The organism is Micromonospora sp. C41 (assembly GCF_018070485.1).
GTDB lineage: Bacteria > Actinomycetota > Actinomycetes > Mycobacteriales > Micromonosporaceae > Micromonospora > Micromonospora chalcea.
Map to the genome: position 1 here is coordinate 28,021 of NZ_JAGPXP010000004.1, position 24,814 is coordinate 52,834.

Genomic DNA, 24,814 nt, shown 5'->3' on the forward strand with positions numbered 1-24,814 from the left:
GGTGAAATGATCCGTCCACCGACGTTCGGAGAGAGATCCGTGCCCGCTGCGCAGTCCGTACCCCGTCCCGGCCTGGACCGGCGACGGCTTCTCGGCGCGCTCGCCGGGCTGCCGCTGCTCGGCGGCGGGCTGCCGGCACTGGCCGGGTGCAGCCCGGAGGAGGCGGCCGTCGACGACGGCCCGGTCGAGCTGTCGGTGTTCTGGTGGGGCGGCGACCGGCGGGCGGCGGCCACCGAGCAGGCGCTGCGCCTGTACTCGCAGCAGAACCCCCGGGTCAGCTTCCGGGTCACCTGGCAGGGGTTGAGCGGCTACTACGACCGGCTGGCCACCCAGGCCACCGGCGGCAACCCGCCGGACCTGTTCCAGATCGACGACACGCTGCTCGCCGAGTACGCCGGCCGGGACATCCTGCTCGACCTCAGCCCGTACGCCACCGACGGGCGGATCGACCTGCGCGAGGTGCCGGCGCAGCTGGCCCGCTACGGCCAGGTGGACGAGCGGACCGTGGGCGTGGCGGCCGCGCAGACCAGCGCGGCGCTGGTGTTCAACCGCGCGCTGTTGCGCCGGCTGGGCCAGCCCGAGCCGCGCACCGGGATGTCCTGGAAGGAATACGTCGCCTGGGCCGCCCGCGTGACCCGCGCCTCCGGCAACCGGGTGGCCGGCACCATGGACGCCTCCGGCGACTACCGGGCGCTCTGGCTGTGGCTGCGCGGCCAGGGCAGCGAGATGTACCGGGGGCGGCAGCTCGGTTTCAGCTCGGCCGAGCTGCTCGACTGGTTCGAGTTCTGGGAGGTGGCCCGCTTCGGCCGGGCCACCCCGAGCGCCGCGCTGGTCGAGCAGGCGGACAGCGGCGAGCTGGCCCGCCAGCTCGTGGTCACCGGGCACACAGCGGCCTCGTTCGCCTGGTCGCACCAGTTGCCGGAGCTGCAACGCCTGACCGACGACGAGCTGGCGGCGGTGGCCTTTCCGGGCACGCCCGCCGCCCAGTGGCCCCGGGCGTCGATGTACTGGGCCGGCTTCCAGGGCACCCGCCACCCGGAGGTGGTGGCGAACGTGATCGACTTCCTGACCACGAACGTGGCGGCCGGCCGGCTCCTCGGCGTGGAGCGCGGCCTCAACGCCAGCAAGCAGGTGCGCTCGTTCGTCGCCGGCGAGCTGACCGACCGGTCCGAGAAGCGCATGGCCGCGCTCGGCGCCGAACTGGACGGGCTGGCCGGTCCGTCACCCGCGCCGCCGCCCAAGGGACACGCCAAGGTCCGCACCCTGCTGATCGACGCGGCCGAGAGCATCCGCGGCAAGCGCTCCGGCGCCCGCACCGCCACCTCGCGCTTCATGGCCCAGGCCAACGCCGCCCTGGCGAGCTGACCCGCCCGCCCGCCGCGCCCGACCGACCGCCCTGCCCGGCGATCATGAGGTTGGCGGCGACAAATCGGACGCGGCGCACCGCCAACTTCATGATCAGCCGGGGCGGGCGGGTCCGGGGGTCAGCGCGGAGGGCGGTTGCGGCGTCCGCGTGTGAGCAGCAGCACCAGCAGGACGATGCCGCCGACCACCACGAGGCAGCAGAGCAGGCCGAGGAAGCCGAACCCGCCGCGGCCGCGCCGGCGCGCCGCCTCCACCACGATCTCGCCGGTGCCCGACGACGCCCAGGCCGCGACCGGCACGAACACCGAGAGCACGACCGTACCGAGGACCGCGCCCAGGCGGCCCCACCACTTGTTCCATGCAGACATGCCCCCCATCCTCGCCGAGACCCGCAACCGGGGCACGGCGGATGAGGGCGGATGTCGCCGGACACGGCGAAGGGCCCCGGAAAGAATTCCGGGGCCCTTCGTCACGAGTAGCGGGGACAGGATTTGAACCTGCGACCTCTGGGTTATGAGCCCAGCGAGCTACCGAGCTGCTCCACCCCGCGTCGGCTCGTAAAGCTTATCGCACTCCGATCCCGGAGATCAGCCGGGTCCCCGATCCTGCCGCCGGCCCGCGCGGACCGGCGGCAGGCGGAAACGGCGAAGGGCCCCGGAGAGAACTCCGGGGCCCTTCGTCACGAGTAGCGGGGACAGGATTTGAACCTGCGACCTCTGGGTTATGAGCCCAGCGAGCTACCGAGCTGCTCCACCCCGCGTCGGCTCGACAACCGTAGCGCACCGACCCGGGGAGGCGCAAAACGGGTACTCAGTCCAGCCACCGCCGGACCGCCTCGACCGCCCGGCGGCTGTCCGCGTCGAACTGGGCGCGCTCGGTCGAGGTGCTCTCCCAGCCCTGCTCCCACAGCAGCGACACCACGTCACCGACGCGGACCGCCCGGATCAGGTGCACCTCGTCGCCGCCGCTCGGATCGCCGTTCGCGTCCCGGTACGGCGTCCGCGTCTCGAACAGCACCGACTCGTCGCCGTACCCGCTGTCGGGCAGCAGATGCTGCCGCACCGTCGCCGGCGGCGTACCCCGGGCGGGCTGCTCGGGGCAGGTCCGCACCGCCGCGCGCAGCTCGGCCAACGCGGCGCCGGCGCCGCCGGACCGGTAGATCGTGATGCTGTGCCGGTAGTTGCCCGACGGCACCTCGTCGGCCGTGGCCCCGGCCCGCCGGTACGGCAGCGACCGGGCCCGCCGCGCCACCACCCGCTCGTCGCCGGGGCTCGCGCCGCAGAGCACCGGCAGCACCGGCCCCGGGCCGAAGTAGTTGCCGGTACCGGCGTCGTTCGCGGCGGGCAGCACGAAGAACGCCCGGTCCGGGATCGTGGTCGGGGTCGCCGCGGCCGGCGGCGTGGTGGTCACGGCCGGGCTCCGCGAGCCGGGGGTACGGCCGACGGACGGCGACGGCGGGGGCGGCGACGACGGCGCGACCGAAGGCGCGACGGACGACGGCCGCGGGGTGGGCGTACCCGCGGGCGGTGGAGCCGGGTCGGGGCCCGGCCCGGCGGCGAGCACGAGCTGGCTGCCGGCCACCGTGCCCGCGACCAGCCCGGCGGCGGCCAGGACGGTCAGCGCGGCCCGGCGGCGGGCCCAGCGGTCGGCGCTGCGGCGCAGCCGGTCCGGCGCCGGCAGCACTCGCTCGTCCGTGTCGGCGGCGAGGGACCGGTAGTAGCGGTGCAGTTCAGGCGACATCGTTGACCTCCAGCTCCTCGGCGGCGACGCCGGGCAACAGCTCGGCCAGCCGGGCCCGTCCCCGGGACAGCCAGGACTTCACAGTGCCGGCGGGAACCCCGGCCTCCCGGGCGATCTCCTCCACCGGCAGGTCGAACAGGTAGTGCAGGGCGAGCGCCTGCCGGTGCCGGGGCGGAAGCTGCCGCAGCGCCCCGACCAGCAGCACGGTGTCCTCGCCCGGCGGCCCGACGTCGGGCGGCGGCCCGGTGCGGCTGGCCGCGAGGCGCCACCCGCGCAGCCGCCGGAACCGGTCGGCCGCCAGCCGGCTGATCACCAGCCGCAGCCACGCCTCCGGAGCGGGATGGGCGGCGAGCTTCGCCCACTGCCGCCAGGCCCGCGCGTACGCCTCCTGCACGAGGTCCTGGGCCTCGGCCGGGTCGCCGGCCACCGCGTATCCGTACCGGATGGCCCGCCCCGACGTGCTGCGGTAGAAGTCGTCGAAGCTGTTCGCGTCCCGCATGTGCCCTCCCTCCCCCACACGTCCACCTGCACTGTTGACGGCGCAGTGCGGTCCGGGGTTGCGGGCGGGGAGTCCGGAAGACGACACGAGCCCGGGTCCGGGTGACCGTTGCGGTCCCGGACCACGGGCTCGTGGTGTCGGCTCGGCGTCAGCCGCTCGGCGTGGGCGCGGGCGACGTGGGCGCCGGCGGTGAGGGGCTGCCCGACGGCGCCGGGTTGCCCGAGCCGCCGGCCGCGGACTGTGCCTGCTGGAACGCGCTCATCGCCTCGTCCAGCGCCTTCAGCGCGCGCCCGTACCGCTCGAAGTCGCCGGACGCCTGCGCGGCCTTGACCTCGCTGATCGCGGTCTGCACCCGGGCCGCCGCCTGGGCCAGTTCGCCGGTCGCCGGCGGGGTGTTGTTGTCACCCCCGGTCGGCGTCGGCGTCGGCGTCGGCGTCTCGTTGTCGTCGGTGCTCGGCGGCGGGTTGTTGTTCGGCGCCCGCTTGCCCTGTTCGACGAGCTGCTTGATGCCGTCGTTGAGGTTGTTGGCGAGCACCACGTACGAGCCGCCGTCACCGTAGGAGAGCAGCACCTTCTGCAGCAGCGGGTACGCGTCCTGGTTGCTGCTCTTCACGTAGACCGGCTCGACGTAGAGCATGCCGTCGGCGAACGGCAGCGAGAGCAGGTTGCCGTACTGCACCTGGGCCTGGTTCGAGGAGAGCAGGTTGAGCTGCTGCCGGATGTCGCCGTTGTTCGTCATCTGCTGGTGCACCTGCGTCGGCCCGGAGATCCGGGTCTGGTCCGGCAGCTCCAGCACCTCCAGTTGTGGCTTGCCGTCGACGTACGAGCCGGAGACCAGCGCGGCGAGGTTCTGCCGCCCGTTCGGGGTGACCGCGGAGGTCAGCTGGAAGCGTGGCCCCTCCTGCCCGGGGAACTGGGTGAAGAGGTAGTACGGCGGCTGCTTCTGCCCGCTGTCCGGCGCGTCCGGCACGTTCGGCACCTGCCAGAAGTCCTGGCCGGAGTAGAAGTCACCGGGGTCGGTGACGTGGAACTTGGTGAGCAGGTTGCGCTGCACCTTGAACATGTCCGCCGGGTAGCGGAAGTGCTCGGCCAGCTCGGCCGGGATGTCGCCCTTGGGCAGCACCAGGTCACCGCCGAACGCCTTGTTCCACGCCTTGAGGACCGGGTCGGTGTCGTCGTACGAGTAGAGCTTGACCGTGCCGTCGTAGGCGTCGACAGTCGCCTTCACCGAGTTGCGGATGTAGTTGACGTTCTCCCGGGCGAGCTGGAACGTGCCCCGGCCGGTCAGCTCGTCGGCGGTCTCCGCCTGGAGGTTGACCCGCTCGGCGTACGGGTAGGTCGCCGCCGTGGTGTAGCCGTCGATGATCCACAGGACCCGGCCGTTCACGACCGCCGGGTACGGGTCGCCGTCGAGCGTGAGGAACGGGGCGACCTTCTCCACCCGGTCACGCGGGTTGCGCACGTAGAGCAGCTTCGAGTTCTCGTTGACCGCCTCGGAGAGCAGGAAGTTCGGCTCCTGCTCCTTGATCGAGTAGAGCAGGCGGCGCGGGAACGAACCGATCTTGACGCCGCCCTCGCCGCTGTAGGTGTAGTACTGCTCGCCACCGGTGGAGGTGGGCCGGTCGAACTCGACGTTGCGGTCGCCGTTCTGGCCGACGATCGCGTAGTCCCCGGGCTCCATCCGCTCGCCGTAGTAGATCCGCGGCTGCTGGGCCGGGATCTCCTCGGCCGGCGAGGAACACGCCTCCTGCGCCTTCTCACCCAGGAAGCCGGAGACGAAGTACGGCTGACCGCCGCAGACCACCTGGTTCGCCGGGGCGGCCACCAGACCGTACCCGTGGGTGTAGACGGTGTGGCGGTTGATCCAGTTGCTCTGCTGGTCGGTCAGCTCGCCGTAGTTGATCTCACGGACGCCGACCACGTAGTCGGAGGTCTTGTCCTTGACCGAGTACCTGTCGATGTCCAGCTTCGAGCCGAAGTCGTAGAAGCCACGTACCTGCTGGAGCTGGGTGTACGTCTCGGAGACCAGCTGCGGGTCGAGCAGCCGGATGTTCTGCACCACCGAGGTGTCGGTGGCCAGGCTGGCGGGTGGAACGAGGTTGCTCGCCGCGTACGGTGTGGTCTTCGTGCCTTCGAGGCCGAACGCGGTGCGGGTGGCCTTGATGCTGCGTTCGATGTACGGCGCTTCCTTGTCCCGGGCGCTCGGCTTGACCTCGAACGTCTGCACGGCCCACGGGTAGATGCCGCCGATCGCGACCGCGGAGACGCCGAGCAGGGCGAGCGAGATGCCCGGCCAGACCAGGTTCCGCATGACCGCGTTGGAGAACACGATGATCGCCAGCGCCACCAGGACGGAGATCCAGGCGAGGATCTCCTTCGCCGGCAGCAGCGCGTTGACGTCGGCGTAGCCGGCGCCGTAGAGCTTGGCGCTGTCGTTGTACTCCAACAGCATGGCCCGCCGGTCCAGCACGTACGCGACGGCCTTGAGCAGCACGAAGAACGCGACCAGCGAGCTGAGGTGGGCGCGGGCGGCGTTCGTCATCCGGTCGCCGACGCCCTGCAGCCGCACCCCGCCGAAGATGTAGTGCACGGCGAGCGCGCCGAGCAGGGACAGCACGACGGCGGTGAAGCCGACGCCGAGCAGGTAGCGCCAGAACGGGAGCTGGAAGACGTAGAAGCCGACGTCGATGCCGAACTCGGGGTCCTTCACGCCGAAGTCGCCGCCGTTGCGGAACAGCAGCCACTGGCTCCACCGGCTCTGCGCGGACAGGCCGGCGAACAGTCCGACGACGGCGGCGGCGAGCGCGATCCAGGTGCCGAGGCGAGGGCTCAGGAGCATCCGGTAGCGCTCCAGCGTGGCCTGCTCGGCCGAGTGCGGGCGCATCCGGGGTCGCAGCCGGTAGGCGAGCCAGAGGTTGCCGGCCACGATCAGCGCCATGCCGACGCCGACCACCAGGAACAGCAGCAGCCGGGTGGCGAGCACGCCGGTGAAGACCTGGGTGTAGCGGACCTCGTTGAACCAGAGCCAGTCCGTCCATGCGTTGACGCCCCAGCCGAGCAGGGTGAACAAGACGAACACCCCGATCAGGACACCGATGGTGACGCGTCCGCGTCGGCTCATCCTCGGCAAGGGACTGCTACGCATGACCACTGTTGGCTCCGCACGCTCGATGTGATCGGCTCCGACCAGGCACCAAGAGTACGGGGTCATCCTGAGCACGTCGGGTCAAGGTCACGTCACGATCGGCACAGCAGTCGTGGTCCCGGCCGGTTCAGCAGCGCGTCGGCTGTCCCCCGGTACGCAGCGCCTCGAGTGCCTTCAATGCCTCGTCCAGCGTGGCGACCTTCAGCATCGGCAGGCCCGGCTGCGGGTTGCGGACGGCCTCGGCGCAGTTGTCGGCGGGCACCAGGAACGCGTTCGCGCCGGCTTCCTTGGCGCCGACGAGCTTCTGCGCGATACCGCCGATCGGGCCGACGCGGCCCTCGTCGTCGATGGTGCCGGTACCGGCGATGATCTTGCCGCCGGTCAGGTCGGCCGGCTCCAGCTTGTCGATGATGCCGAGCGAGAACATCAGCCCGGCGCTCGGCCCGCCGATGTCCCCCAGGTCGATCTTGAGGGTGAACGGGTGCGGCTGCTGCTGGTCGATCTCCACGCCGATCCGCGGCCGGCCGTCCTGCTCCTGGCTGGTCACCGTGGCCGTGCCGGGGGTGTCACCACGGGTGTAGCCGATCCGCAGCGCGGTGCCGGCCGGCTTCGACCGGATCAGCTCGGTCAGCTTGGCCGCGCTCGTCACCGGCACCCCGTCGACCGAGGTGAGCACGTCGTCGGGGCGCAGCACGTCGGCCGACGGCCCGCCCGCCGTGACCGCCTTGACCAGCACCTTGATCGGGTAGCCCAGCTCACGCAGGGCCGCCGTCTCGGCGCTGGTCTGCGAGTTCTGGAAGTCCTCCGCGTTGCGCTTCTCGACCTCCTCCTGCGACTGCCCCGGCGGGTAGACCAGCTCGCGCGGCACCACCGCCTCGTCCGAGGAGAACCATCCGGCCAGCGCCGACCGGAGCCGCACCGTCGGCTGCACGCCGACCGTGGTGAGCCGGAGCTGACCGGCGGACGTCGACGTCGAGCGGCCGGTCACCTGGATGACCTCCTTGCCGTCCTCGCTGCCCAGCGTGTTCACCGTCGGACCGGGACCGAGCACCACGTACGGCAGCGGCACGCTCAGCACACCGACGCTGAGCAGTGCGGTGAGCAGGGCACCGAGCAGGACGGTCACGCCGCGACGTCTCATGCGCCAGAGCGTACCGATCCGCGCCCCGCCGCCCGGCGCGGTGACCCGAGGACTTCGCCCTCAGCGCAACGCCGAGTGGCACGACCTGCGGCGGGGCCCGCGTACCGTAGACGTCGTGCCTGATATTCCGTTCGGTTTCGCGCTCCCGGGTGGTCAACCACCGGACCCCAACGATCCCGCGGCGATGCAGCAGTTCATGTCGCAGTTGCAGCACCTGCTCTCGGCGCCGGGCAGCGGGCCGGTCAACTGGGACCTCGCCCGGCAGGTAGCCGCCAGCCAGCTCGCCGCCGCCGGCGACCCGGCGGTGTCGCCGTTCGAACGCAACGCGGTCGAGGAGGCGCTGCGCATCGCCGACCTCTGGCTGGAGCCGGCGACCTCGTGGCCCTCCGGCATCCGCACCTCGGTCGCCTGGAACCGCAACGAGTGGATCTTCAAGACGCTCGACGTGTGGCGCAAGCTCTGCGACCCGGTCGCCAGCCGGATGGTCGGCGCGATGGGCGACCTGGTGCCGCCGGAGGCCCGCGCCCAGCTCGGCCCGATGCAGTCGATGGTCGCCACGCTCGGCGGCGCGCTCTTCGGCGGCCAGCTCGGCCAGGCACTCGGCTCGCTCGCCGCCGAGGTGCTCTCCGCTGGCGACATCGGCCTGCCGCTCGGCCCCGCCGGCACCGCCGCGCTCGTCCCCGCCAACATCAAGGCGTACGGCGAGGGCCTGGAGCTGCCCGAGGACGAGGTACGCCTCTACGTGGCCCTGCGCGAGGCCGCCCACCAGCGGCTGTTCCAGCACGTGCCGTGGCTGCGCGGGCACGTGCTGACGGCGGTGGAGAACTACGCCGCGGGCATCCGGGTCAACCGGGAGGCGATCGAGGAGGCGATGGGCCGGGTCGACCCGACCGACCCGGAGTCGATGCAGGCGATCGCGCTGGAGGGCATCTTCACGCCCGAGGACACGCCCGCGCAGAAGGCGTCGCTGGCCCGGCTGGAGACCGTACTCGCCCTGGTCGAGGGCTGGGTCTGCCACGTCGTCGACAGCGCCGCCGGTGACCGCCTCCCCAACGTCGTACGCCTCGGCGAGGCGTTCCGCCGCCGCCGCGCCGCGGGTGGCCCGGCCGAGCAGACGTTCGCCGCGCTCGTCGGTCTCGAACTGCGGCCCCGCCGGCTGCGCGAGGCCACTGTGCTGTGGGCGGCGCTGACCGAGCACCGCGGCATCGCCGGCCGGGACGCGATCTGGGGCCACCCGGACCTGCTGCCCTCCGACGACGACTTCGCCGCGCCGGAGGCGTTCGCCACGACCAGCACCGATCTCGACGACGAGCTGGCGAACTTCGACTTCTCCGCGCCGGGCGCCCCGGAGGAGAAGTCCCCCGGCGAGGACGACGACAAGCGCTGACGCAGTACACCCCCGGGCCCGCCCCGGCCCGGCCCGGCCCGTCGATCTTGGAGTTGTGGCGCCCAGGATGCCCGGGTAGCGACGTTTGTCAGGCACCACAACTCCAAGATCGGCGGAGTGGCCGGATGCGCGGAGTGGCCGGATGCGCGGCTAGGCAGTAGGGACAGGGGTCAGACGGGGCGGCCGGACAGCAGGGCCCGGGTGGCCTCCCAGCCCTCGACGGCCGGGTCGAGCGCGGCCAGGTCGGCGGGACCGCGCATCCGGCGCCAGCCGGCGGTGACCGCCAAGTCCCCCGGGCTCGGCGCGGCCCGGCGCACCTCGGCCGGCGCGGTCGTGTCCAGGTCCAGCGCCGGCAACCACCCCGGTACGGGCAGTCGAGCAGCCACTCCCAGCAGCCCGGTTCCGCCTCCCTCGACCGGGGCCACCGCCACCGGCCGGGTGGTCAGCGGCCGCAGCAGCTTGCCGAGCGTCAGCCCCGGCACGTCCGGCGCGTCCGCCGCCACCACTGCCACCTGGTCGTAGACCGCCTCCGGGCCGGCAGCGGCGAGCGTCGCGAACACCGCGTTCGGCGTCGGCTCCGGCACCTCGTACACCGGGGTGCCGGGCCAGACCACGGCGTCGGCCAGCCAGCGGTCCCGCGCGGCGACCGCGACGGCGGTCTCCACCTCGTTCAGCGTGGCCAGCAGGTCCACCACGTCCTCGGCGAGGGCGGTACGCCATCGCGCCGGCTCGATTCCGGGCGGCGTCCAGGTCACCGGGCCGAGCAACGCCACCACCACACGTCGGGACACCCGCCGACCTTAACCCCACCCCACACGCGATCATGAAGTTGACGGTGACGAAACGGACGGATCACCAGGCCAACCTCATGATCAACCGCGCACGGCCGGGGGCGCGGTCAGGGGATGGCGGCGGTGGCGGCCACGCCCTCCAGGTAGCCGCGCGCCCGCTCCGAGCGCGGGTACCGGGCGACCAGCGCCCAGAACTCGGCGTTGTGACTGGGCACGATGAGGTGCGTCAGCTCGTGCAGGAGGACGTAGTCGATCACCCAGTCGGGCATGTCCTGGATCCGGTGCGAGATCCGGATGGTGCGGTCGGCGGGGGTGCAGGAGCCCCAGCGGCCGTTCTGGTTGGTCACCCAGCGCACGCTCGCGGGCACGGCGGCCGAGCCGTACTCGGGAAGGTAACTGTCGATCAGGCGGCGGGCGCGGGCGAGCAGTTCGGCGTCCGAGCGGGCGAGCCGGCCCTCGCGGGCGGCGAGCCGGGCCAGCATCCGGTCGACCCACTCGCTCTCCTCGGCCCGGGAGAACTGGTCGGGGATCAGCACGACGACGCGCTCCCCGTCCCGGTACGCGGACACCGTGCGCCGCCGGCGCTGACTGCGCCGTACCTCGACGACGGGCTTCCGCGTCACGGCCATTACCGGCCCGCGCAGCCTCGGTTGACTGTCACGATGGAAAGCTAATGCGTACTGACCAGGACTCCGCAAGAGTCAACACGACGACACGCGCCCGGAAAATGGCGGTTGATTGTCAGGAGTCCAGAAAAAATTCTTTGCGCTGGTAGATGACCATCACCAACCGACCCTCTGCAACGTTAAGTGATCTACGGTGAGTGACCGGCGTCAGGGGCACACGAAGGGGATCTGGGCGCTTTTACCCGGCGTGTCCGCGCGAAACTGACTTATCCGACGTAACTCGGCATGCACACTCTCGACGTCGACTAGCTCACAGAGTCGGCGTACAGCTGACATGGAACCGCCCAGACCTGGGTAGGGTCCGCCAACCACGGTCAGGTGACTGATCGCGGAGAACCCCCCGGCGCCGACGTCACGTTCGGCCGCAGGGAGACCGCCGGGACAACCTCCGGCGGACGAGACGAGGAGGCTACCGTGGCCGACCAGGCCCAGACCTACAACGGTTACTGCGTCAAGTGCAAGGAGAAGCGGGACTTCGAGGGGCACGTGGAGGTCTCGAAGACCGGCATGAACATGGCCAAGGGCAAGTGCCCGGTGTGCGGCACAACAGTGAACCGCATCCTGGGCAAGGCCAAGGTCTGACCGCTCCACGGGGAGGGCGGCCCTCGGCCGCCCTCCCCGTCGGGTAACCGACACAGTTACCCGCCAGTTGTGGAAAACCGGCGAGATCCTGTGGACAAGGCTGGCCACGGCTCGCCGCACCTGTGGACAACGAACGACGGAGCGCTTGGAGACGGTCACTATCGGTGGCGTGACCGATCCGACACCGCTCGTCCGTCCGATCCTGCTGCCCGGCCTGACCCGGCTCTGGCGCGACCGCCACACGCTCCAACTCGGTGAGCTGCCCGGCCGGGCGGTGCTGCTGGAGATGTCCTCGCCGGGCACGGCCCGCCTGCTCGACCTGCTCGACGGCACCCGCAGCGAACGCGCCGTGCTGGCCGAGGCCGGCGCCGCCCGGGTGCCGCCCGACGAGGCACGCGCGCTGCTCGACACGCTCCGCGACGCCGGCCTGGTGGTGCCCGCGCAGGCCCTGTTCCCCCGTGACCTCGCCGGCGCGGCCCGGACCCGGTTGGCAGCCGAGGCCGCCGCGCTGGCGCTTACCTGCCCCGACCTGCCCGGCACACCGGCCCGGCTGCTGCGCCGCCGCCGGTCCGCCCGGGTGCTGGTCACCGGCACGGGACGACTCGGCGCGGCGGTCGCCGTCGCGCTGGCCCAGGCCGGCGTCGGGCACGTCGTACCCGATCTGGCCGGCCCGGTCGGCGTCGGCGACCTGGTCGGCACCGGCCTGACCGCCGCGGAGCTGGGCCGGCCGCTGGGCCCGGCGGTACGCGCGGCGCTGGAGCGGTGCGCGCCGGGCACTGCCACGACCCCGATCCGGGCGGCCCGGCCGGACCTGGTGGTGCAGCTCGGCGTGGACCGGCCGGCCGAGCTGCTGGCCACCGGGTACGCCCGCCGACGCCAGCCCCACCTGCTGCTCGACCTGCGCGGCGGCGTACCCGTGATCGGCCCGCTGGTCCGCCCACCCGTCGGTCCGTGCCTGCGCTGCCTCGACCTGCACCGCGGCGACCGGGACCCGGACTGGCCGGCGCTCGCCGCCCAGCTCGCCGCCGACCGGGGCGAGCGGGCCTGCGCCGCCACCACCCGGCTCGCCGCCGCCGCGTTCGCCACGGCCGAGGCGCTGGCCCAGCTCGACGGCGGCCACCCGGAGACGCTCGGCGGCGCGGTGGAGGTCGCAGCCCCGGGCCGGGTGCGTCACCGACGGTGGCCGCCGCACCCCTCCTGTGGCTGCTGCCGGCGTCGCCCGATCCGGTCGGCCCCGGCCGCTCCCGGCCGCACGGCAGCAGCGAGGGCCCCGAGTCGGTAACAATGGCCGGGTGACCGACATCCCGCGCCGGGCCGTGTCCCGCACCGCCAAACTCGCCGCCCTGCCGCTCGGATTCGCCGGTCGAACCGTCCTCGGCATGGGCAAGCGGGTGACCGGGCTCGCGTCCGACGTCATCTCCGCCGAGATCCAGCAGCGCACCGCCGAGCAGCTGTTCAGCGTGCTCGGGCAGCTCAAGGGCGGGGCGATGAAGTTCGGCCAGGCCCTGTCGGTGTTCGAGGCGGCGCTGCCCGAGGAGGTGGCCGCACCCTACCGGCAGGCGCTCACCAAGCTCCAGGAGGCCGCCCCGCCGCTGCCGGCGGCGACGGTGCACAAGGTGCTCGCCGAGCAGCTCGGCCCGGACTGGCGCGACCGGTTCGTCGAGTTCAACGACACCCCGGCCGCGGCGGCCAGCATCGGCCAGGTGCACCGCGCCCTCTGGCGCGACCCCGGGTACGGCCCGAACGGCGGCCCGCAGCACCGGGACGTGGCCGTGAAGATCCAGTACCCGGGCGCAGGTGACGCCCTGCTCGCCGACCTCAAGCAGCTCTCCCGGCTCGGCGGCATGTTCCGGGCGATCCAGCCGGGGCTGGACGTGAAGCCGCTCCTGGCCGAACTGCGCGAGCGCATCACCGAGGAGCTGGACTACGAGCTGGAGGCGGAGTCGCAGCGGGCGTTCGCCGCCGCGTACGCCGACGACCCGGACATCTTCATCCCGGAGGTGCTCGACGCCGCGCCCCGGGTGCTGATCACCGAGTGGGTCGAGGGCATCCCGCTGTCCCAGATCATCCGGGAGGGCACCGAGGAGCAGCGGGACGAGGCCGGCCGGCTGATGGCCGAGCTGCACCTCTCCGCGCCGGAGCGGGCCGGGTTGCTGCACGCCGACCCGCACCCGGGCAACTTCCGGCTGCTGCCGGACGGGCGGCTCGGTGTGATCGACTTCGGCGCGGTGGCCCGGATGCCGCAGGGCACGCCGGAGCCGATCGGCCGGATCGCGGCGCTCGCGCTGAACGGCGACGCCGACGCCGTGGTGGAGGGGCTGCGTGCCGAGGGCTTCGTCAGCCGCACCGAGTCGATCGACGCGCCGGCGGTGCTCGACTTCCTGCGTCCGATGCTGGAGCCGATCGCGGCCGACGAGTTCCGCTTCACCCGGGCCTGGCTGCGCGCCGAGGCGACCCGGCTGGCCAGTCCCCGCTCCCCCGCGTACCAGCTCAGCCGCCAGCTCAACCTGCCCCCGTCGTATCTGATGATCCATCGGGTCACGCTGGGTTCGATCGGCGTGCTCTGCCAGCTGGAGGCGAAGGCGTCCTACCGGTCGATCCTGGAACGCTGGCTGCCCGGCTTCGCGCCGGTGCCCTGAGCACCGGCTGGGCACGGAGCAGGCGAAGGGGCGGTGACCAGCAGGTCACCGCCCCTTCCTCACGCGATCGTTCTACAGGACGCCCAGGTCGCGTGCCGACTGGCTGCGACTCCGCATGGCGACGGTACGGGCGGAACGGGTTGCCTCAGTGCTCGTGGTGGTGCGACCGGCCTGAGGCCGGCGCATTCGGGCCCTGGACAACGCTTCGTGGAGTAGTTGCATCTCGAATCCGTTCGGCAGGTTCAGCATCAGAATTTCTCTCTCAGGTCGGCCGGTGGAGGGACACCGGCATCGGTCGGTCTTGGAACGTAGGTGTGTCAGGCTGCCAGCCGGACGGCGCTACGCGACTCGGACAGCCCGCTGGCCGCCAGTCGCGCCTCCGCCTCGACCCTGAGCTGCGCGTCGCGGGCGAGGTCCTCCTTGCGCGGACGGCCACGGGGCCGCTTGCGCGGAACGACCGCGCCACGCTCGAAGATCTCGCCGCCCCAGACGCCCCAGGGCTCGGCTCGCTCGACCGCCCCGGCCAGGCACTCGACGCGCAGCGGGCAGTCCCCGCAGAGCGACTTGGCCAGCTCGAGCTCGGCGGGCGAGTCGGAGAACCACAGGTCGGGGTCGAACTTCCGGCAGGGCAGGTTCGCCTCCACGTCGACGCTCACGTCGAGGGGGGCCAACGCCAGACTCATCCTCCGGTCACCTCTCTCTCACTTCGATCTCGTGGATCGCATTCCGACGTACTTCGGCGGGACAAAAAACTGAGGCCGCGGATCCCGGTATGCGGGTTCCGCGGCCTCGAGGTGAGCCGGCGTCTGATGGATCAGACCGGTCTACCTCGAGGTGGAACGCCGCGGACATCCGTGCGCTTCTTGGCGCCATCGATGCCCTTGCCCGCGAAGCCACTGGTCCCCTCGACTCCGGCGATCGGCGCAACGGTCAGGTTCAGCTCGGCCTGAACCTGGACCTGGTGCACCTGCGGAGCCGACGGTCGAGCGGCGAGGGCCACCCGGACAGCCGACAGCGGAGCGACGGCAGACGGCATCGCCGCGAGACGCTCATAGTTGAAGATCTTCACTGGTGCCACCTCCCTACTCTCCTCGTGCCGACCGTGGACTCATCCCCGTTGAGCAGCCAGAACAGCGCCGCTCGCGAGGTGTGTCATGAGGCTATTCCTCGCCCTCGGGCGAGGGCAAACGATTTACGGCTAGTTTTCAGAAGTTTTCTGTGAGCAGACCTCGTCCACCGTGGCGCCCGCCACCAGGGCGAGGACCGTATCACCGTAAAGCCCGACTTTTCGGGGCCCGATCCCGGCGATCGCCACCAGTTCCTCGGTGCGACCGGGCTTCCGTTCGGCCAGCGCGGTGAGCGTGGCGTCGGTGAAGACCACGTACGCCGGCACCTTCTGCGCTCCCGCGACCCGCTGCCGCCAATCGCGCAGCCGCTCGTACAGCTCCTCGTCGATGTCCGACGGGCAGGTCGGGCAGCGGCCCAGTTTGCGGTCCGCGCCGGCGAGCAGCGTCGCGCCGCAGATCCGGCACGAGACCACCTGCGGCCGGCGCCGCTCGGCCCGCCGCGCCGGTCCGCCGCCGCCGGCCCGCTCGCCGCCGCCGGAGCGGTCGAGCTGCGGCAGGAACCGCGACGGCCGCCGGGCCCGCCCACCCGGCGAGCGCGCCGTGGCGTACGACAGCCAGAGCCACTCCCGGGCCCGGGTGATCCCGACGTAGAGCAGCCGCCGTTCCTCCTCGACCTGCTCCATGGTCTTCGCGTACGTGGTGGGCAGCGTGCCCTCGGCCAGCCCGACCAGGAACACCGCGTCCCACTCCAGCCCCTTCGCCGAGTGCAGCGACGCGAGCGTGACCCCCTCGACGGTGGGCACGTGCTGCTGGGCGGCCCGCCGGGCCAGTTCCTCGGTGAACCCGGTCAGCCCCGGCTCCGCCTCGGCGTCGGCGGCGTACTCCTCGGCGAGCTGGACCAGCGCGGCGAGCGCCTCCCACCGCTCGCGAGCGGCGCCGCCGGGCGGGGGCGCGTCGGGCGCCCAGCCGACCGCCGAGAGCCCTTCGACCACGGCGGCCGGCAGCGGCGTGTCGACGGACGCCGACCGGGTGGCGGCGCGCAGCGCGATCATCGCCTGGCGCACCTCGGGCCGTTCGAAGAACCGCTCCGCGCCCTGGAGCACATACGGCACGCCGGCCTCGGAGAGCGCCTTCTCGTACGCCTCGGACTGCGCGTTGGTGCGGAACAGCACAGCGATCTCCCGCGCCGGGGTGCCGCCCGCGACCAGCGCCCGGCAGCGGGCGGCGACCGCGTTCGCCTCGGCCGGCTCGTCGGTGAAGATCCGCAGTTCCGGCTCCGGACCGGGCCGGCGCTGGCCGTGCAGCTCCAGCCGCAGCCGCGCCTCGGTGCCCCGCGCCTGGGAGATCACCGCGTTGGCGAGCCCGACCACCTGCGGGGTGGAGCGGTAGTCGCGGACCAGCCGGACCACTGTCGCGCCCCGGTGCAGCCGGGGGAAGTCGACCAGGTACGACGAGGTCGCGCCGGTGAACGAGTAGATCGTCTGGCTGGCGTCGCCGACCACTGTCAGGTCGTCCCGGCCACCCAGCCACGCCTCCAGCAGCCGCTGCTGGAGCGGGTTGACGTCCTGGTACTCGTCGACCACGAAGTGCCGGTACTGGTTGCGCACCTGCTCGGCGACGTCCGGATGCTCCTCGATGCCCCAGACCGCGGCGCGCAGCATGTCCTCGAAGTCGATCACCCCGTTGCCGCGCTTGAGCCGCTCGTACGCGTCGAACACGTCGGCCACCCGGGCCGGCTCGTACGGCGTCTCGCGCAGCGCCTTGGCCGCGGCGACCACGTACTCCCCCGGCTCGACCAGCGACGACTTGGCCCATTCGATCTCGGCGGCGAGGTCGCGCGCGGCGGCCCGGTCGGCGCGCAGCCCGACCTTGGCGGCGGCGAGCGTGACCACCCGCACCTTGCTGTCCAGCAGCTCCGGCATGGCCCGCCCGGCCAGCAGCCGGGGCGCGAAGTAGCGGACCTGCCGCAGCGCCGCCGCGTGGAACGTGCGCGCCTGCACCCCCTGCACGCCGAGCACGGTGAGGCGGCTGCGCATCTCGGCCGCGGCGCGGGCGGTGAACGTGACCGCCAGCACGTGCCGGCCGGCGATGTCGCCGGTCAGCGCCCGGTACGCGATCCGCGACGTCACCGCCCGCGTCTTGCCGGTGCCGGCGCCGGCCAGGATGCAGACCGGCCCGGCCGGGGCGGTCACCGCGGACCGCTGCTCCGGATCCAGCCCGGCCAGCACCCGTTCCGCACCTGAGTGAACGCCCACAGCAGGGAATCATCCCAGCATCGTGTGACGTTGCAGCGGTTAGCCTGGCCTGATCGGACCGGGCGCGAGCCACCCCTTGGAGGACCAGACCATGCTGACGATGTATTCCACCCCGTGGTGCGGCTACTGCCACCGGCTGAAGTCGCAGCTCGACCGGGAGGGCATCGCGTACGAGGTGGTCGACATCGAGCAGGACCCCGCGGCCGCGGACTTCGTGATGAGCGTCAACGGCGGCAACCAGACCGTCCCGACGCTGCGCTTCGCCGACGGCAGCGCCCTGACCAACCCCTCGATCAACCAGGTCAAGCAGCACCTGGCCGCGCTGCCCGGCTGATCTCCCGCGACACTGCGAGCGGCTGTACCCGACCCGGGTACGGCCGCTCGCCGCCGTTCAGGAGCCGCCCCGACTGAGCACGCCGTCGTCGGCCGGCTTCCGGGGCCCCGGGATCCGCACCGGCCCGGCGACCGGCGCGCTCAGCCCGCGGCCCCGCCACAGGTAGAGGCCGGCCGCCGTGGTGACCGCCCCGACCACTGCGAACAGCAGCCGGTAGTCGAACACCCCGACGAGCAGCGCGCCGGTGCCGATGGAGAGCGCCTGCGGCCCGCTGACCAGGGCCTCCGACGCCGCGGTGACCCGGCCGAGCAGCCGCGGCGGCGTCCGCCGCTGGATCAGCGTGTTCAACCCCACCATGGTCAGCGGTAGCGACAGGCCGGCCAGCAGCAGCGCCACCACCCCGAGCCACAACCGGGGGTACGCGAGCGCCAGCGCGGCCGGTCCGAAGAACGTCACCCCGGCGGCCAGCGCCCCGACTTCGCCGTACCGGCGGACCACGGCGGCCGAGAACAGGCCGCCGACCAGGCCGCCGACGCCCTGCACCATGACCAGCACGCCGACGAACGCGGCCTCGCGGCGCAGACCCAGGTCGACGTACGCGAAGATCAGCGACTCGGTGAAGCCCATCACCAGCGAGCCGAGCCCGTACCCGAGCAGCGCCCGGCGCAGCGCCGGCTCGCCGGTCAGGTGGCGCAGCCCGGCGCTCAGCTCGGACGGCCCGCGGCGGCCGGACCGGGACGGTTCCCGCTCCTGCGCCCGCAGCCGGCCGACCACCGCCGCGGCCACCAGGAATCCGGTCATGGCCAGGACGGCGAGCAGCCAGCCGCCGACGGCGGCGTAGACGCCCGCCCCGGCGAGCGGCCCGATCAGCCGCAGGCCCTGCCGGACCGTCTGCAGCAGTCCGTTCGCGTCGGCCAGCGACTCGGCCGGAACCAGATGCCGGATCAGTCCGTTGAGCACGGCGGCGAGGGTGATGTACGACAGTCCGTAGAACGCCGCGACCACGTAGATCACCCAGACGTCGGAGCGGTCCCGGACCGTGAGCAGCGGACTGAGCAGCGCCGCGGCGACCAGGTTGGCGGCGATGAAGAAGGGTTTCCGGCGGTAGCGGTCGACCACCCAGCCGACGAGCGGGGCGAGGGCCATCGGTGCGATGACCGCGAAGATGGTCGCCCCCGCCATGCTGTCCGACCCGGTCAGATCCTTGACCCAGACGGCCAGGGCGAGCAGCAGCACCGACTCCGCCGCCATGCTCGCCACCACTGCGGCGAAGAGGAGACGGAAGTCGGGGCGGCGCAGGACGGTGCGCATCGGGTTGCCTCCGGCAGGGGTGCGCCACCAGGGGCGCGTCGGGGGTGGGCGCTGGTGAAGACACCCTCCACAGTCCTCTTTTTGTCTCGTGACACGCCCGTGCCGGAACCTCCGACGCCGGTCGCGACGTCCATACTGACCGTGGGGGGCGAATTTCATACAGTTACCGTCGTGTCCTGCGACGGTCGACGGGAAAGAGGACGCCGTGCCTCCTGCCGTACCAGGCCCGATTCTGCGCCGCCGTCGACTCGGCATCGAGCTGCGCCGGCTCCGCGAACAGGCCGGTCTGACCGGTGACCAGGTCATCGAGCGGATCGGCTGGGCCTCCGCATCCAAGTTGTCCCGCCTGGAGAACGGCCGCAGCCGGCCCGACCCGGACGACGTGGACGTGCTGTTGACGCTCTACGGCGCCGACGAGGAGCAGCGCGCGGAACTGACCGGCATCACCCACGAGGCCGGCGACATGCGCGGCTGGCTGCGCAACTTCCCGGTGATGACCCAGCAGCAGCGCGCCTTCGCCGAGCTGGAGGCCGGCTGCGCGGAGATCTCCGAGTACAACCCGGTGCTGGTCCCGGGGCTGCTGCAGACGCCCGGGTACGCCCGGCACCGGATCATGTCGGCCGCGCAGGTCGCCGCCCAGGCCGGCGACCAGGAGCACGAGGACCCGGAGACCGAGGTACGCGCGCGGCAGGCCCGCCAGTCGCTGCTGACCCGCTCCCCCGACGTGCCCCGGTACACGGCCGTGCTGGAGGAGGCCGCCCTCGGCCGGCGGGCCGGCCCGCCGGAGGTGCTGCACGATCAGCTCGTCCACCTGTGCGAGATGGCCCTGCTCCCGAACGTGACGTTGCTGCTGCTGTTGCGGGACACCCGGGTCGGCGACTGGTACCTTCCGCCGACCGCGTTCTCGGTCTACCGGTTCGCCGATCCGCTCGATCCGGAGACATTGGCCATCGAAGGTGGGTTCACCGACGTCATGTCGACCGAGGTGAACACCCTAAATCGCTATAAAGTGGTGTTCGAGTGGCTATGCTCGTCGGCACTCTCCGCATCGGACACCCTCTCCTGGTTGATCGAGGCGACAGGACGGCTGACCGGCACGGCAGTCGAGTCCACGGCGGTGTACGGGCCGGCAACGGCGCCGACCCAGCGCCGCCGGGACTCGGGGCGCCTCACCACGGAGCGGTGATCCGGTAGGGACACCGTCCGCGCTCCGGCGTCGCTCGGTCCCATCGGAGCACCTCACCAGGAGCAAGCACCATGAACGAGATCCGTACCAGCACGACCGCCCTCTCGGGACAGCTCGTGGGCGCCGCCTGGCGCAAGAGCACCCGCAGCCAGACCTCCAACTGCGTGGAGGTCGCGCCGCTCGGCACCGGGCCGGCGACCATGGCGCTGCGGGACAGCAAGGACCCGAGCGGGCCGGTCCTGCTGTTCGACCGGGCCGGCTGGCTCGGCTTCCTCGCCGGAGCGAAGAACGGTCAGTTCGATCTGGACTGATCCGGCGAACGTTCGGGGCCGTCGGCGTCACGTCGGCGGCCCCTCGCGTGTCCGGCCCCGACAACGGTGCTGACCTGGCATCCCCCGATCGGTCGAGGTGGCGCGTTCCACTTGTCGGGAGGACACATCGGCGTAACATGACGCGGGAGTGACGTGGAAGTTCCAGCGGGTAACCGTCCACTCTCCGGGGGACACCATGCGGTTCCTGATCGTCCGCACCGAGATCCGTACCGCCGCCGACGCCGACATCGCCGCCGCCTGGGCCGGTGGGGGCCGCCTGCGGGACGAGACGAGCACGCCGGAACCCCGCCGCCAGGTCGTCCACGCCGAGGACCGGGACGCCGCGCTCCTGCTCGCCCGAGCGCTGTCCGCCGTCGGGGCGGTACGCGCCGGCCGGCACCGGGTCAAGGTGCTGCCCATCGAGGAGCCCGCACCGGGGCAGCCGTACCGCTGGCACGGTGGATGACCGGACGCTGACGTCCGTCGTGGCCGGACCGGCTTCCCCCGCCGATCATCGCCTCACCCGGCCACGACGGCCCGTGTTCCCGGCCCGCGACCGTCGCGGCAACGACGGTCCGGGCCGGGACCGTGCCCGCCCGGCCCTGCGCCCGCCAGCCGAAACGCCCCAACCCGACGGGCGGGCGGGCGGAACCAGGGCGGGTCAGCAGTGGCCGTCGAGCCAGCGGTGCACCAGGAACAGCGCGATCGACGACGGCGGCGGCAGGATCAGCCGGTCTCCCCCGCCCACCGGCACCGGCTCGCCGGCCAGCGCGGCCCCGATCTCCCGGCGGGTGAACCAGCGCGCGTGCGCGATCTCGGCCAGGTCGACCCGGATCGGCGCGTCGGCGTCGGCGCGGGCCAGGAATCCGAGCATCAGCGAGCCGGGGAACGGCCAGGACTGGCTGCCCACGTACGCGATCTCCTCGACCGGGACGCCCACCTCCTCGCGGACCTCGCGGAGCACGGCGGCCTCGGCCGACTCGCCGGGCTCGACGTATCCGGCCAGGCAGGAGTAGCGGCGCTGTCCCGGGGTGCGCGGCCAGGCCGCGTTGTTGCCGAGCAGGCAGCGGCCGTCCGCGCCGTCCATGCCGTCGTGCACCAGCACGATCATGGCCGGGTCGGTACGCGGCCAGACCCGGTCGCCGCCCGGGTCGATCCGTGACCAGCCGGCCTCGTCGGCCTGCGTCGCCTTCCCGGTCGTGGACGAGTAGCCGTGCCGCAGGTGCCAGTTGAGCAGCGCCAGCGCGGTGGTGAACAGGCCCGCGTCCCGGTCGGTCATCAGGTGGCCGACCTCGCGCAGGTGCGCCGGGCGGGTTTCCGGCAGCGCCGGCAGCGGCCCGTCGACCGCGAAGACCGGCACGCCGTCCGGCTCGACGCCGAGGAACATCGGCACCGACCGGGGCACCTCGGGCAGGTCGCCGGGGCCGACCAGGACCAGTTCGGGTGGGCTCGCCACGCCCCGGACCAGGGCACGCCCCTCGGCGGTGGAGTCGAGCACCAGCACCCGCGCCCGCTCCCACGCCTCGGCCAGCCAGGCCGGGTCGGTACGCCGGTGGGCGGCCCGGTCGAGCGTGGACCGGGCCAGCGGCGGCGCGGGCTCGCCGCTCATGCGGATTCCGTACGCACCGGTGTCAGCGCGGCGAGCGAGTCGGCCACCCGTTCGGCGTCGCCGAGCACGACGGTGACCGCGCGGGCCGGCGCCAGGTAGCGGGCGGCCACCTCGGCCACGTCGTCCACAGTCGCGGCGGCGAGCCGGGCTGCGTGCTCGGCGAGGAAGTCCAGCCGCAGCCCGTTGCCGGCGTACGCGCTGGTCAGCGACGCGAGCCCGGCCTGGGTCGACATGCCGAGCTGGAGCGTGCCGAGCGCGTACTGGCGGGCCTGCTCCAGCTCGTCGGCCTTCGGCGGCACCGTGGCGAGCCGGCCCAGCTCGTAGTTCGTCTCCACCAGCGCCGCCGCTGTCACCTCGGTGGCCACCTCGGCGCCGGCGATGAGCACCGAACCGGCCACCGAGTGCTCGACGAGCGAGTGCGGCCCGTACGTGTAGCCCTTGTCCTCGCGGATGTTCTCCACCCAGCGGGAGGAGAAGTAGCCACCGAAGATGAGGTTCGCCAGTTGCAGCGCGGCGTGGTCCGGGTGGGTGCGCGGCACCGCGGGCAGGGCGAGGCGCAGCGACGACTGGACCGAGCCGGGCCGGTCGACCAGCAGCAGCGGCCCGGGTTCCAGCGGCGGCGCGGGCGGCAGTTCGGCGACGTGGCCGTCGCCGCGCCAGCCGGCGAGCGCCTGCTCGGCCGCGTCCAGCGCCCGCTCCGGCGCCACGTCGCCGACGAGCACGAGCACCGCACCGGCCGGGTGCACCCGCTCGGCGTGCAGCCGGCGCAACGCGGCCGGGCGGACCGCCCGGACCTGGTCCGGGTCGGGCGTCTGCACGGCGTACGGGTGGCGGCCGTACACCCGCTTGAGCAGGGCGGTTCGGGCCAGGTGCGAGGGCTGGCTCTGGGCGACCTGGATGCGGTCGACCAGCCGGTCCCGTTCGGTCTCCACCCAGTCGGCCGGGTAGTTGGCGCCGGTGAGCACCTCGGCGAGCAGTTCCAGCATCCGGTCCAGGCCGGTGACCAGGCCCGCGCCGGAGAGCATCAACCGGTCCGGGTCGAGCCCGGCGGTCAGTCCGCCGCCGACCTTCTGCAGCTCGGCGGCGATCTCGGTGGCGCTGTGCGCCTGCGTGCCGGCGAGCATGGTCTGGGCCAGCATCGCGCCGCGGGCCAGGTGCGTGCGCCCGAACGGCATCCACAGTCGCAGCTCGACCAGCGGTACGGCGGAGCGGCGTACCGCGATCACGGTGAGGCCGTTGCGCAGCGTGCGCTCGGCCTGCTTGGGCACCTTGAGGCGACGGTTCGGGCGCAGCGCCGGAAGCGGCCGGACGGCGGTGGCGGTGGTCGTACTCGTGCTCATCGGGCTCCTCCGGCGACGACCTCGACGGACGCGCGGCGCTCGGGCCGCAGGGTGGCGGCGGCGGCGCGGACCTGGTCCTCGGTCACCGCGCCGACCAGCCGGGGCAGCTCGTTGAGCAGGCCCGGCTCGCCGCGCTGCTGTTCCAGCACGGCCATCCGCAGCGCCCGGCCGAGCACCGCGTCGGTGTCGCGCAGCAGGTGGGTGGCCATCCGGGCCTGGGTACGCGCCAGCTCTCCGTCGGTCAGCCCGTCGGTCGCCAGCCGGTCCAGTTCCTCGTCGATGGTGCGCAGCACCTTGTCCACGTCGCCGCCGGGCGGCAGGTGCGCCTGGAGCAGCAGCGCGGTGGGGTCGCGCACGTCGAACGGGTCGCCCATGAAACCGACGTACCCGCCGAGGCTGGTGACCAACCGGTCGCGCTGCACCAGCCGCTCGACCAGCCGGGAGGCGTCGCCGTCGGTGAGCACCTCGGCCAGCACCACGTAGGGCAGGTAGCCGGCGAAGTCGTCGACCGGGTCGGGCACGCGCCACGCGCCGGCCACCGCCGGCAGCGGCGCCAGCGCGTCGGTGTACGTGCTGCGCCGCTCGGTGGTCAGGTCGGGCTCGGCGAAGTCGGGCCGCTGCGGGGCGGGACGGGCTGGCACGTCGCCGAAGTGCCGTTCGATGAGCGTGGTCGCCTCGGCCACGTCGATGTCGCCGCTGACCGCCAGTACGGCGTTGCCGCTGGCGTAGTAGCGGCGGAAGAAGTCGGCGGCGTCGGCCACTGTCGCCGACTCCAGGTCGTCGAAGGAGCCGTAGCCGTCGTGCGCGTTGGGGAAGGTGTCGAACATGACCGGGGGCAACGTGAGCCAGGGGAACCCGCCGTACGGCCGGTTCAGCACGTTGACCCGGATCTCCTCCTTGACCACGTCGACCTGGTTGCGCAGGTTCTCCTCGGTCAGCCGGGGGCCGCGCATCCGGTCGGCCTCCAGGAACAGCGCGCGTTCCAGGGCGTTGGCGGGCAGCGTCTCGAAGTAGTCGGTGTAGTCCAGGTGGGTGGAGCCGTTGAACGTCCCGCCGGCGCCCTGGACGTGCCGGAAGTGGGCCAGCTTCTCCAGGTTCTCCGACCCCTGGAACATCAGGTGCTCGAAGAGGTGGGCGAAGCCGGTGCGTCCCTCCGGCTCGGAGCGGATGCCGACGTCGTAGACCACAGCCACCCCGATGACCGGGGCGCTGCGGTCCGGCGTGAGCACCACACGCAGGCCGTTGTCGAGGGTGAACCGTTCGGCCGGGTACTTCGTCGCTGGGATCTTCGCTCTCCGCGTGGACACGAGATCGACATTAGCGCTTCCGTACCGGCTCTATCGCCGGTGTGCCCTGGCCGAACGGTGGACTGTTGCGGGACGGGTCTTGACGCCGACGGCCACTTGCCCCACTCTTCCTACCAACT

23 protein-coding genes and 2 tRNA genes are annotated in these 24,814 nt (G+C 72.7%); 9 read left to right on the forward strand and 16 right to left on the reverse strand.

Going from position 1 to position 24,814, the window contains the following annotated elements; translation table 11 throughout:
• Positions 1-39 precede the first annotated feature (39 nt).
• A complete protein-coding gene (locus tag KBX43_RS05930; protein ID WP_069087344.1) occupies positions 40-1,365 on the forward strand; it encodes an ABC transporter substrate-binding protein in 1,326 nt (441 codons plus the stop codon).
• 119 nt (positions 1,366-1,484) lie between these two features.
• Here the strand turns inward: KBX43_RS05930 and KBX43_RS05935 are convergent, their stop codons facing one another.
• From KBX43_RS05935 to KBX43_RS05965, 7 genes are all read right to left on the reverse strand, one after another.
• Entirely contained in the window at positions 1,485-1,733 is a 249-nt protein-coding gene (locus KBX43_RS05935; RefSeq protein WP_043328474.1) for a hypothetical protein, read from the reverse strand.
• Between the two features lie 108 nt (positions 1,734-1,841).
• A tRNA-Met gene (locus KBX43_RS05940) sits at positions 1,842-1,915 on the reverse strand.
• A gap of 136 nt (positions 1,916-2,051) precedes the next feature.
• Positions 2,052-2,125 (reverse strand) — tRNA-Met (locus tag KBX43_RS05945).
• 50 nt (positions 2,126-2,175) lie between these two features.
• The gene (locus KBX43_RS05950) at positions 2,176-3,105 is read right to left on the reverse strand and encodes a hypothetical protein (protein WP_210883611.1); all 930 of its coding nucleotides are present in this window, start codon (positions 3,103-3,105) and stop codon (positions 2,176-2,178) included.
• Positions 3,095-3,604 carry an RNA polymerase sigma factor gene (locus tag KBX43_RS05955; protein ID WP_043328470.1) on the reverse strand — a complete coding sequence of 170 codons (510 nt, stop codon included), beginning with the start codon at positions 3,602-3,604 and terminating at the stop codon, positions 3,095-3,097. The genes KBX43_RS05950 and KBX43_RS05955 overlap by 11 nt, the downstream gene beginning before the upstream one ends.
• Positions 3,605-3,752: 148 nt before the next feature.
• On the reverse strand, positions 3,753-6,749 hold the full coding sequence (locus tag KBX43_RS05960; protein WP_205798147.1) for a UPF0182 family protein: 2,997 nt from the start codon (positions 6,747-6,749) through the stop codon (positions 3,753-3,755).
• 127 nt (positions 6,750-6,876) lie between these two features.
• The gene (locus KBX43_RS05965; protein WP_176722737.1) at positions 6,877-7,890 is read right to left on the reverse strand and encodes a PDZ domain-containing protein; all 1,014 of its coding nucleotides are present in this window, start codon (positions 7,888-7,890) and stop codon (positions 6,877-6,879) included.
• A gap of 115 nt (positions 7,891-8,005) precedes the next feature.
• On the opposite strand from KBX43_RS05965, the gene KBX43_RS05970 reads away from it, so the two are divergent.
• Positions 8,006-9,277, forward strand: a complete 1,272-nt coding sequence (locus tag KBX43_RS05970; RefSeq protein ID WP_082931089.1) for a zinc-dependent metalloprotease — start codon at positions 8,006-8,008, stop codon at positions 9,275-9,277.
• Positions 9,278-9,447: 170 nt separating this feature from the next.
• Here KBX43_RS05970 and KBX43_RS05975 read toward each other — a convergent pair whose 3' ends face one another.
• Both KBX43_RS05975 and KBX43_RS05980 read right to left on the reverse strand, forming a co-directional pair.
• Positions 9,448-10,068: a hypothetical protein gene (locus tag KBX43_RS05975; protein WP_210883616.1), complete on the reverse strand. Its 621-nt coding sequence runs from the start codon at positions 10,066-10,068 to the stop codon at positions 9,448-9,450.
• A gap of 107 nt (positions 10,069-10,175) precedes the next feature.
• A complete protein-coding gene (locus KBX43_RS05980) occupies positions 10,176-10,697 on the reverse strand; it encodes a M48 family metallopeptidase (RefSeq protein WP_043328464.1) in 522 nt (173 codons plus the stop codon).
• A 471-nt stretch (positions 10,698-11,168) separates the two neighbouring features.
• Here KBX43_RS05980 and KBX43_RS31355 point away from each other — a divergent pair, with 471 nt between their 5' ends.
• The 3 genes from KBX43_RS31355 to KBX43_RS05995 all read left to right on the forward strand — a co-directional run bounded on the left by KBX43_RS31355 (position 11,169) and on the right by KBX43_RS05995 (position 13,975).
• Positions 11,169-11,336, forward strand: coding sequence for a DUF5679 domain-containing protein (locus KBX43_RS31355; protein WP_007464795.1), 168 nt, complete (start codon positions 11,169-11,171; stop codon positions 11,334-11,336).
• Positions 11,337-11,505: 169 nt separating this feature from the next.
• Positions 11,506-12,618 (forward strand): TOMM precursor leader peptide-binding protein, encoded by a 1,113-nt coding sequence (locus tag KBX43_RS05990; protein WP_210883624.1) that lies wholly within the window; start codon positions 11,506-11,508, stop codon positions 12,616-12,618.
• 10 nt (positions 12,619-12,628) lie between these two features.
• The gene (locus tag KBX43_RS05995) at positions 12,629-13,975 is read left to right on the forward strand and encodes an AarF/ABC1/UbiB kinase family protein (RefSeq protein ID WP_030503671.1); all 1,347 of its coding nucleotides are present in this window, start codon (positions 12,629-12,631) and stop codon (positions 13,973-13,975) included.
• Positions 13,976-14,292: 317 nt separating this feature from the next.
• Here KBX43_RS05995 and KBX43_RS06000 read toward each other — a convergent pair whose 3' ends face one another.
• From KBX43_RS06000 to KBX43_RS06010, 3 genes are all read right to left on the reverse strand, one after another.
• Complete coding sequence (locus tag KBX43_RS06000; RefSeq protein ID WP_030503670.1) at positions 14,293-14,658, reverse strand: WhiB family transcriptional regulator; 366 nt, start codon at positions 14,656-14,658, stop codon at positions 14,293-14,295.
• Between the two features lie 131 nt (positions 14,659-14,789).
• Positions 14,790-15,044 carry a hypothetical protein gene (locus KBX43_RS06005; RefSeq protein WP_082931090.1) on the reverse strand — a complete coding sequence of 85 codons (255 nt, stop codon included), beginning with the start codon at positions 15,042-15,044 and terminating at the stop codon, positions 14,790-14,792.
• Positions 15,045-15,173: 129 nt separating this feature from the next.
• Positions 15,174-17,297 carry an ATP-dependent DNA helicase UvrD2 gene (locus KBX43_RS06010; protein WP_043328460.1) on the reverse strand — a complete coding sequence of 708 codons (2,124 nt, stop codon included), beginning with the start codon at positions 17,295-17,297 and terminating at the stop codon, positions 15,174-15,176.
• 91 nt (positions 17,298-17,388) lie between these two features.
• Here KBX43_RS06010 and KBX43_RS06015 point away from each other — a divergent pair, with 91 nt between their 5' ends.
• Positions 17,389-17,631 carry a mycoredoxin gene (locus KBX43_RS06015; protein ID WP_043328458.1) on the forward strand — a complete coding sequence of 81 codons (243 nt, stop codon included), beginning with the start codon at positions 17,389-17,391 and terminating at the stop codon, positions 17,629-17,631.
• 57 nt (positions 17,632-17,688) lie between these two features.
• On the opposite strand, the gene KBX43_RS06020 is transcribed toward KBX43_RS06015, so the two are convergent.
• Complete coding sequence (locus tag KBX43_RS06020; RefSeq protein WP_043328456.1) at positions 17,689-18,942, reverse strand: MFS transporter; 1,254 nt, start codon at positions 18,940-18,942, stop codon at positions 17,689-17,691.
• Between the two features lie 205 nt (positions 18,943-19,147).
• Here KBX43_RS06020 and KBX43_RS06025 point away from each other — a divergent pair, with 205 nt between their 5' ends.
• From KBX43_RS06025 to KBX43_RS06035, 3 genes are all read left to right on the forward strand, one after another.
• Positions 19,148-20,128, forward strand: coding sequence for a helix-turn-helix transcriptional regulator (locus KBX43_RS06025; protein ID WP_030503665.1), 981 nt, complete (start codon positions 19,148-19,150; stop codon positions 20,126-20,128).
• A gap of 71 nt (positions 20,129-20,199) precedes the next feature.
• Entirely contained in the window at positions 20,200-20,439 is a 240-nt protein-coding gene (locus KBX43_RS06030) for a DUF397 domain-containing protein (RefSeq protein WP_064447901.1), read from the forward strand.
• 196 nt (positions 20,440-20,635) lie between these two features.
• Positions 20,636-20,905 (forward strand): hypothetical protein, encoded by a 270-nt coding sequence (locus KBX43_RS06035; protein WP_064447902.1) that lies wholly within the window; start codon positions 20,636-20,638, stop codon positions 20,903-20,905.
• A 195-nt stretch (positions 20,906-21,100) separates the two neighbouring features.
• Here the strand turns inward: KBX43_RS06035 and nudC are convergent, their stop codons facing one another.
• The 3 genes from nudC to KBX43_RS06050 are packed head-to-tail and all read right to left on the reverse strand — an operon-like array spanning position 21,101 to position 24,695.
• Positions 21,101-22,048, reverse strand: coding sequence for an NAD(+) diphosphatase (gene nudC / locus KBX43_RS06040; RefSeq protein ID WP_210870515.1), 948 nt, complete (start codon positions 22,046-22,048; stop codon positions 21,101-21,103).
• Positions 22,045-23,388, reverse strand: a complete 1,344-nt coding sequence (locus tag KBX43_RS06045) for a pitrilysin family protein (protein ID WP_210883626.1) — start codon at positions 23,386-23,388, stop codon at positions 22,045-22,047. The genes nudC and KBX43_RS06045 overlap by 4 nt, the downstream gene beginning before the upstream one ends.
• Entirely contained in the window at positions 23,385-24,695 is a 1,311-nt protein-coding gene (locus KBX43_RS06050) for a pitrilysin family protein (protein ID WP_210883634.1), read from the reverse strand. Before KBX43_RS06050 ends, KBX43_RS06045 begins: the two co-directional genes overlap by 4 nt.
• Positions 24,696-24,814 lie beyond the last annotated feature (119 nt).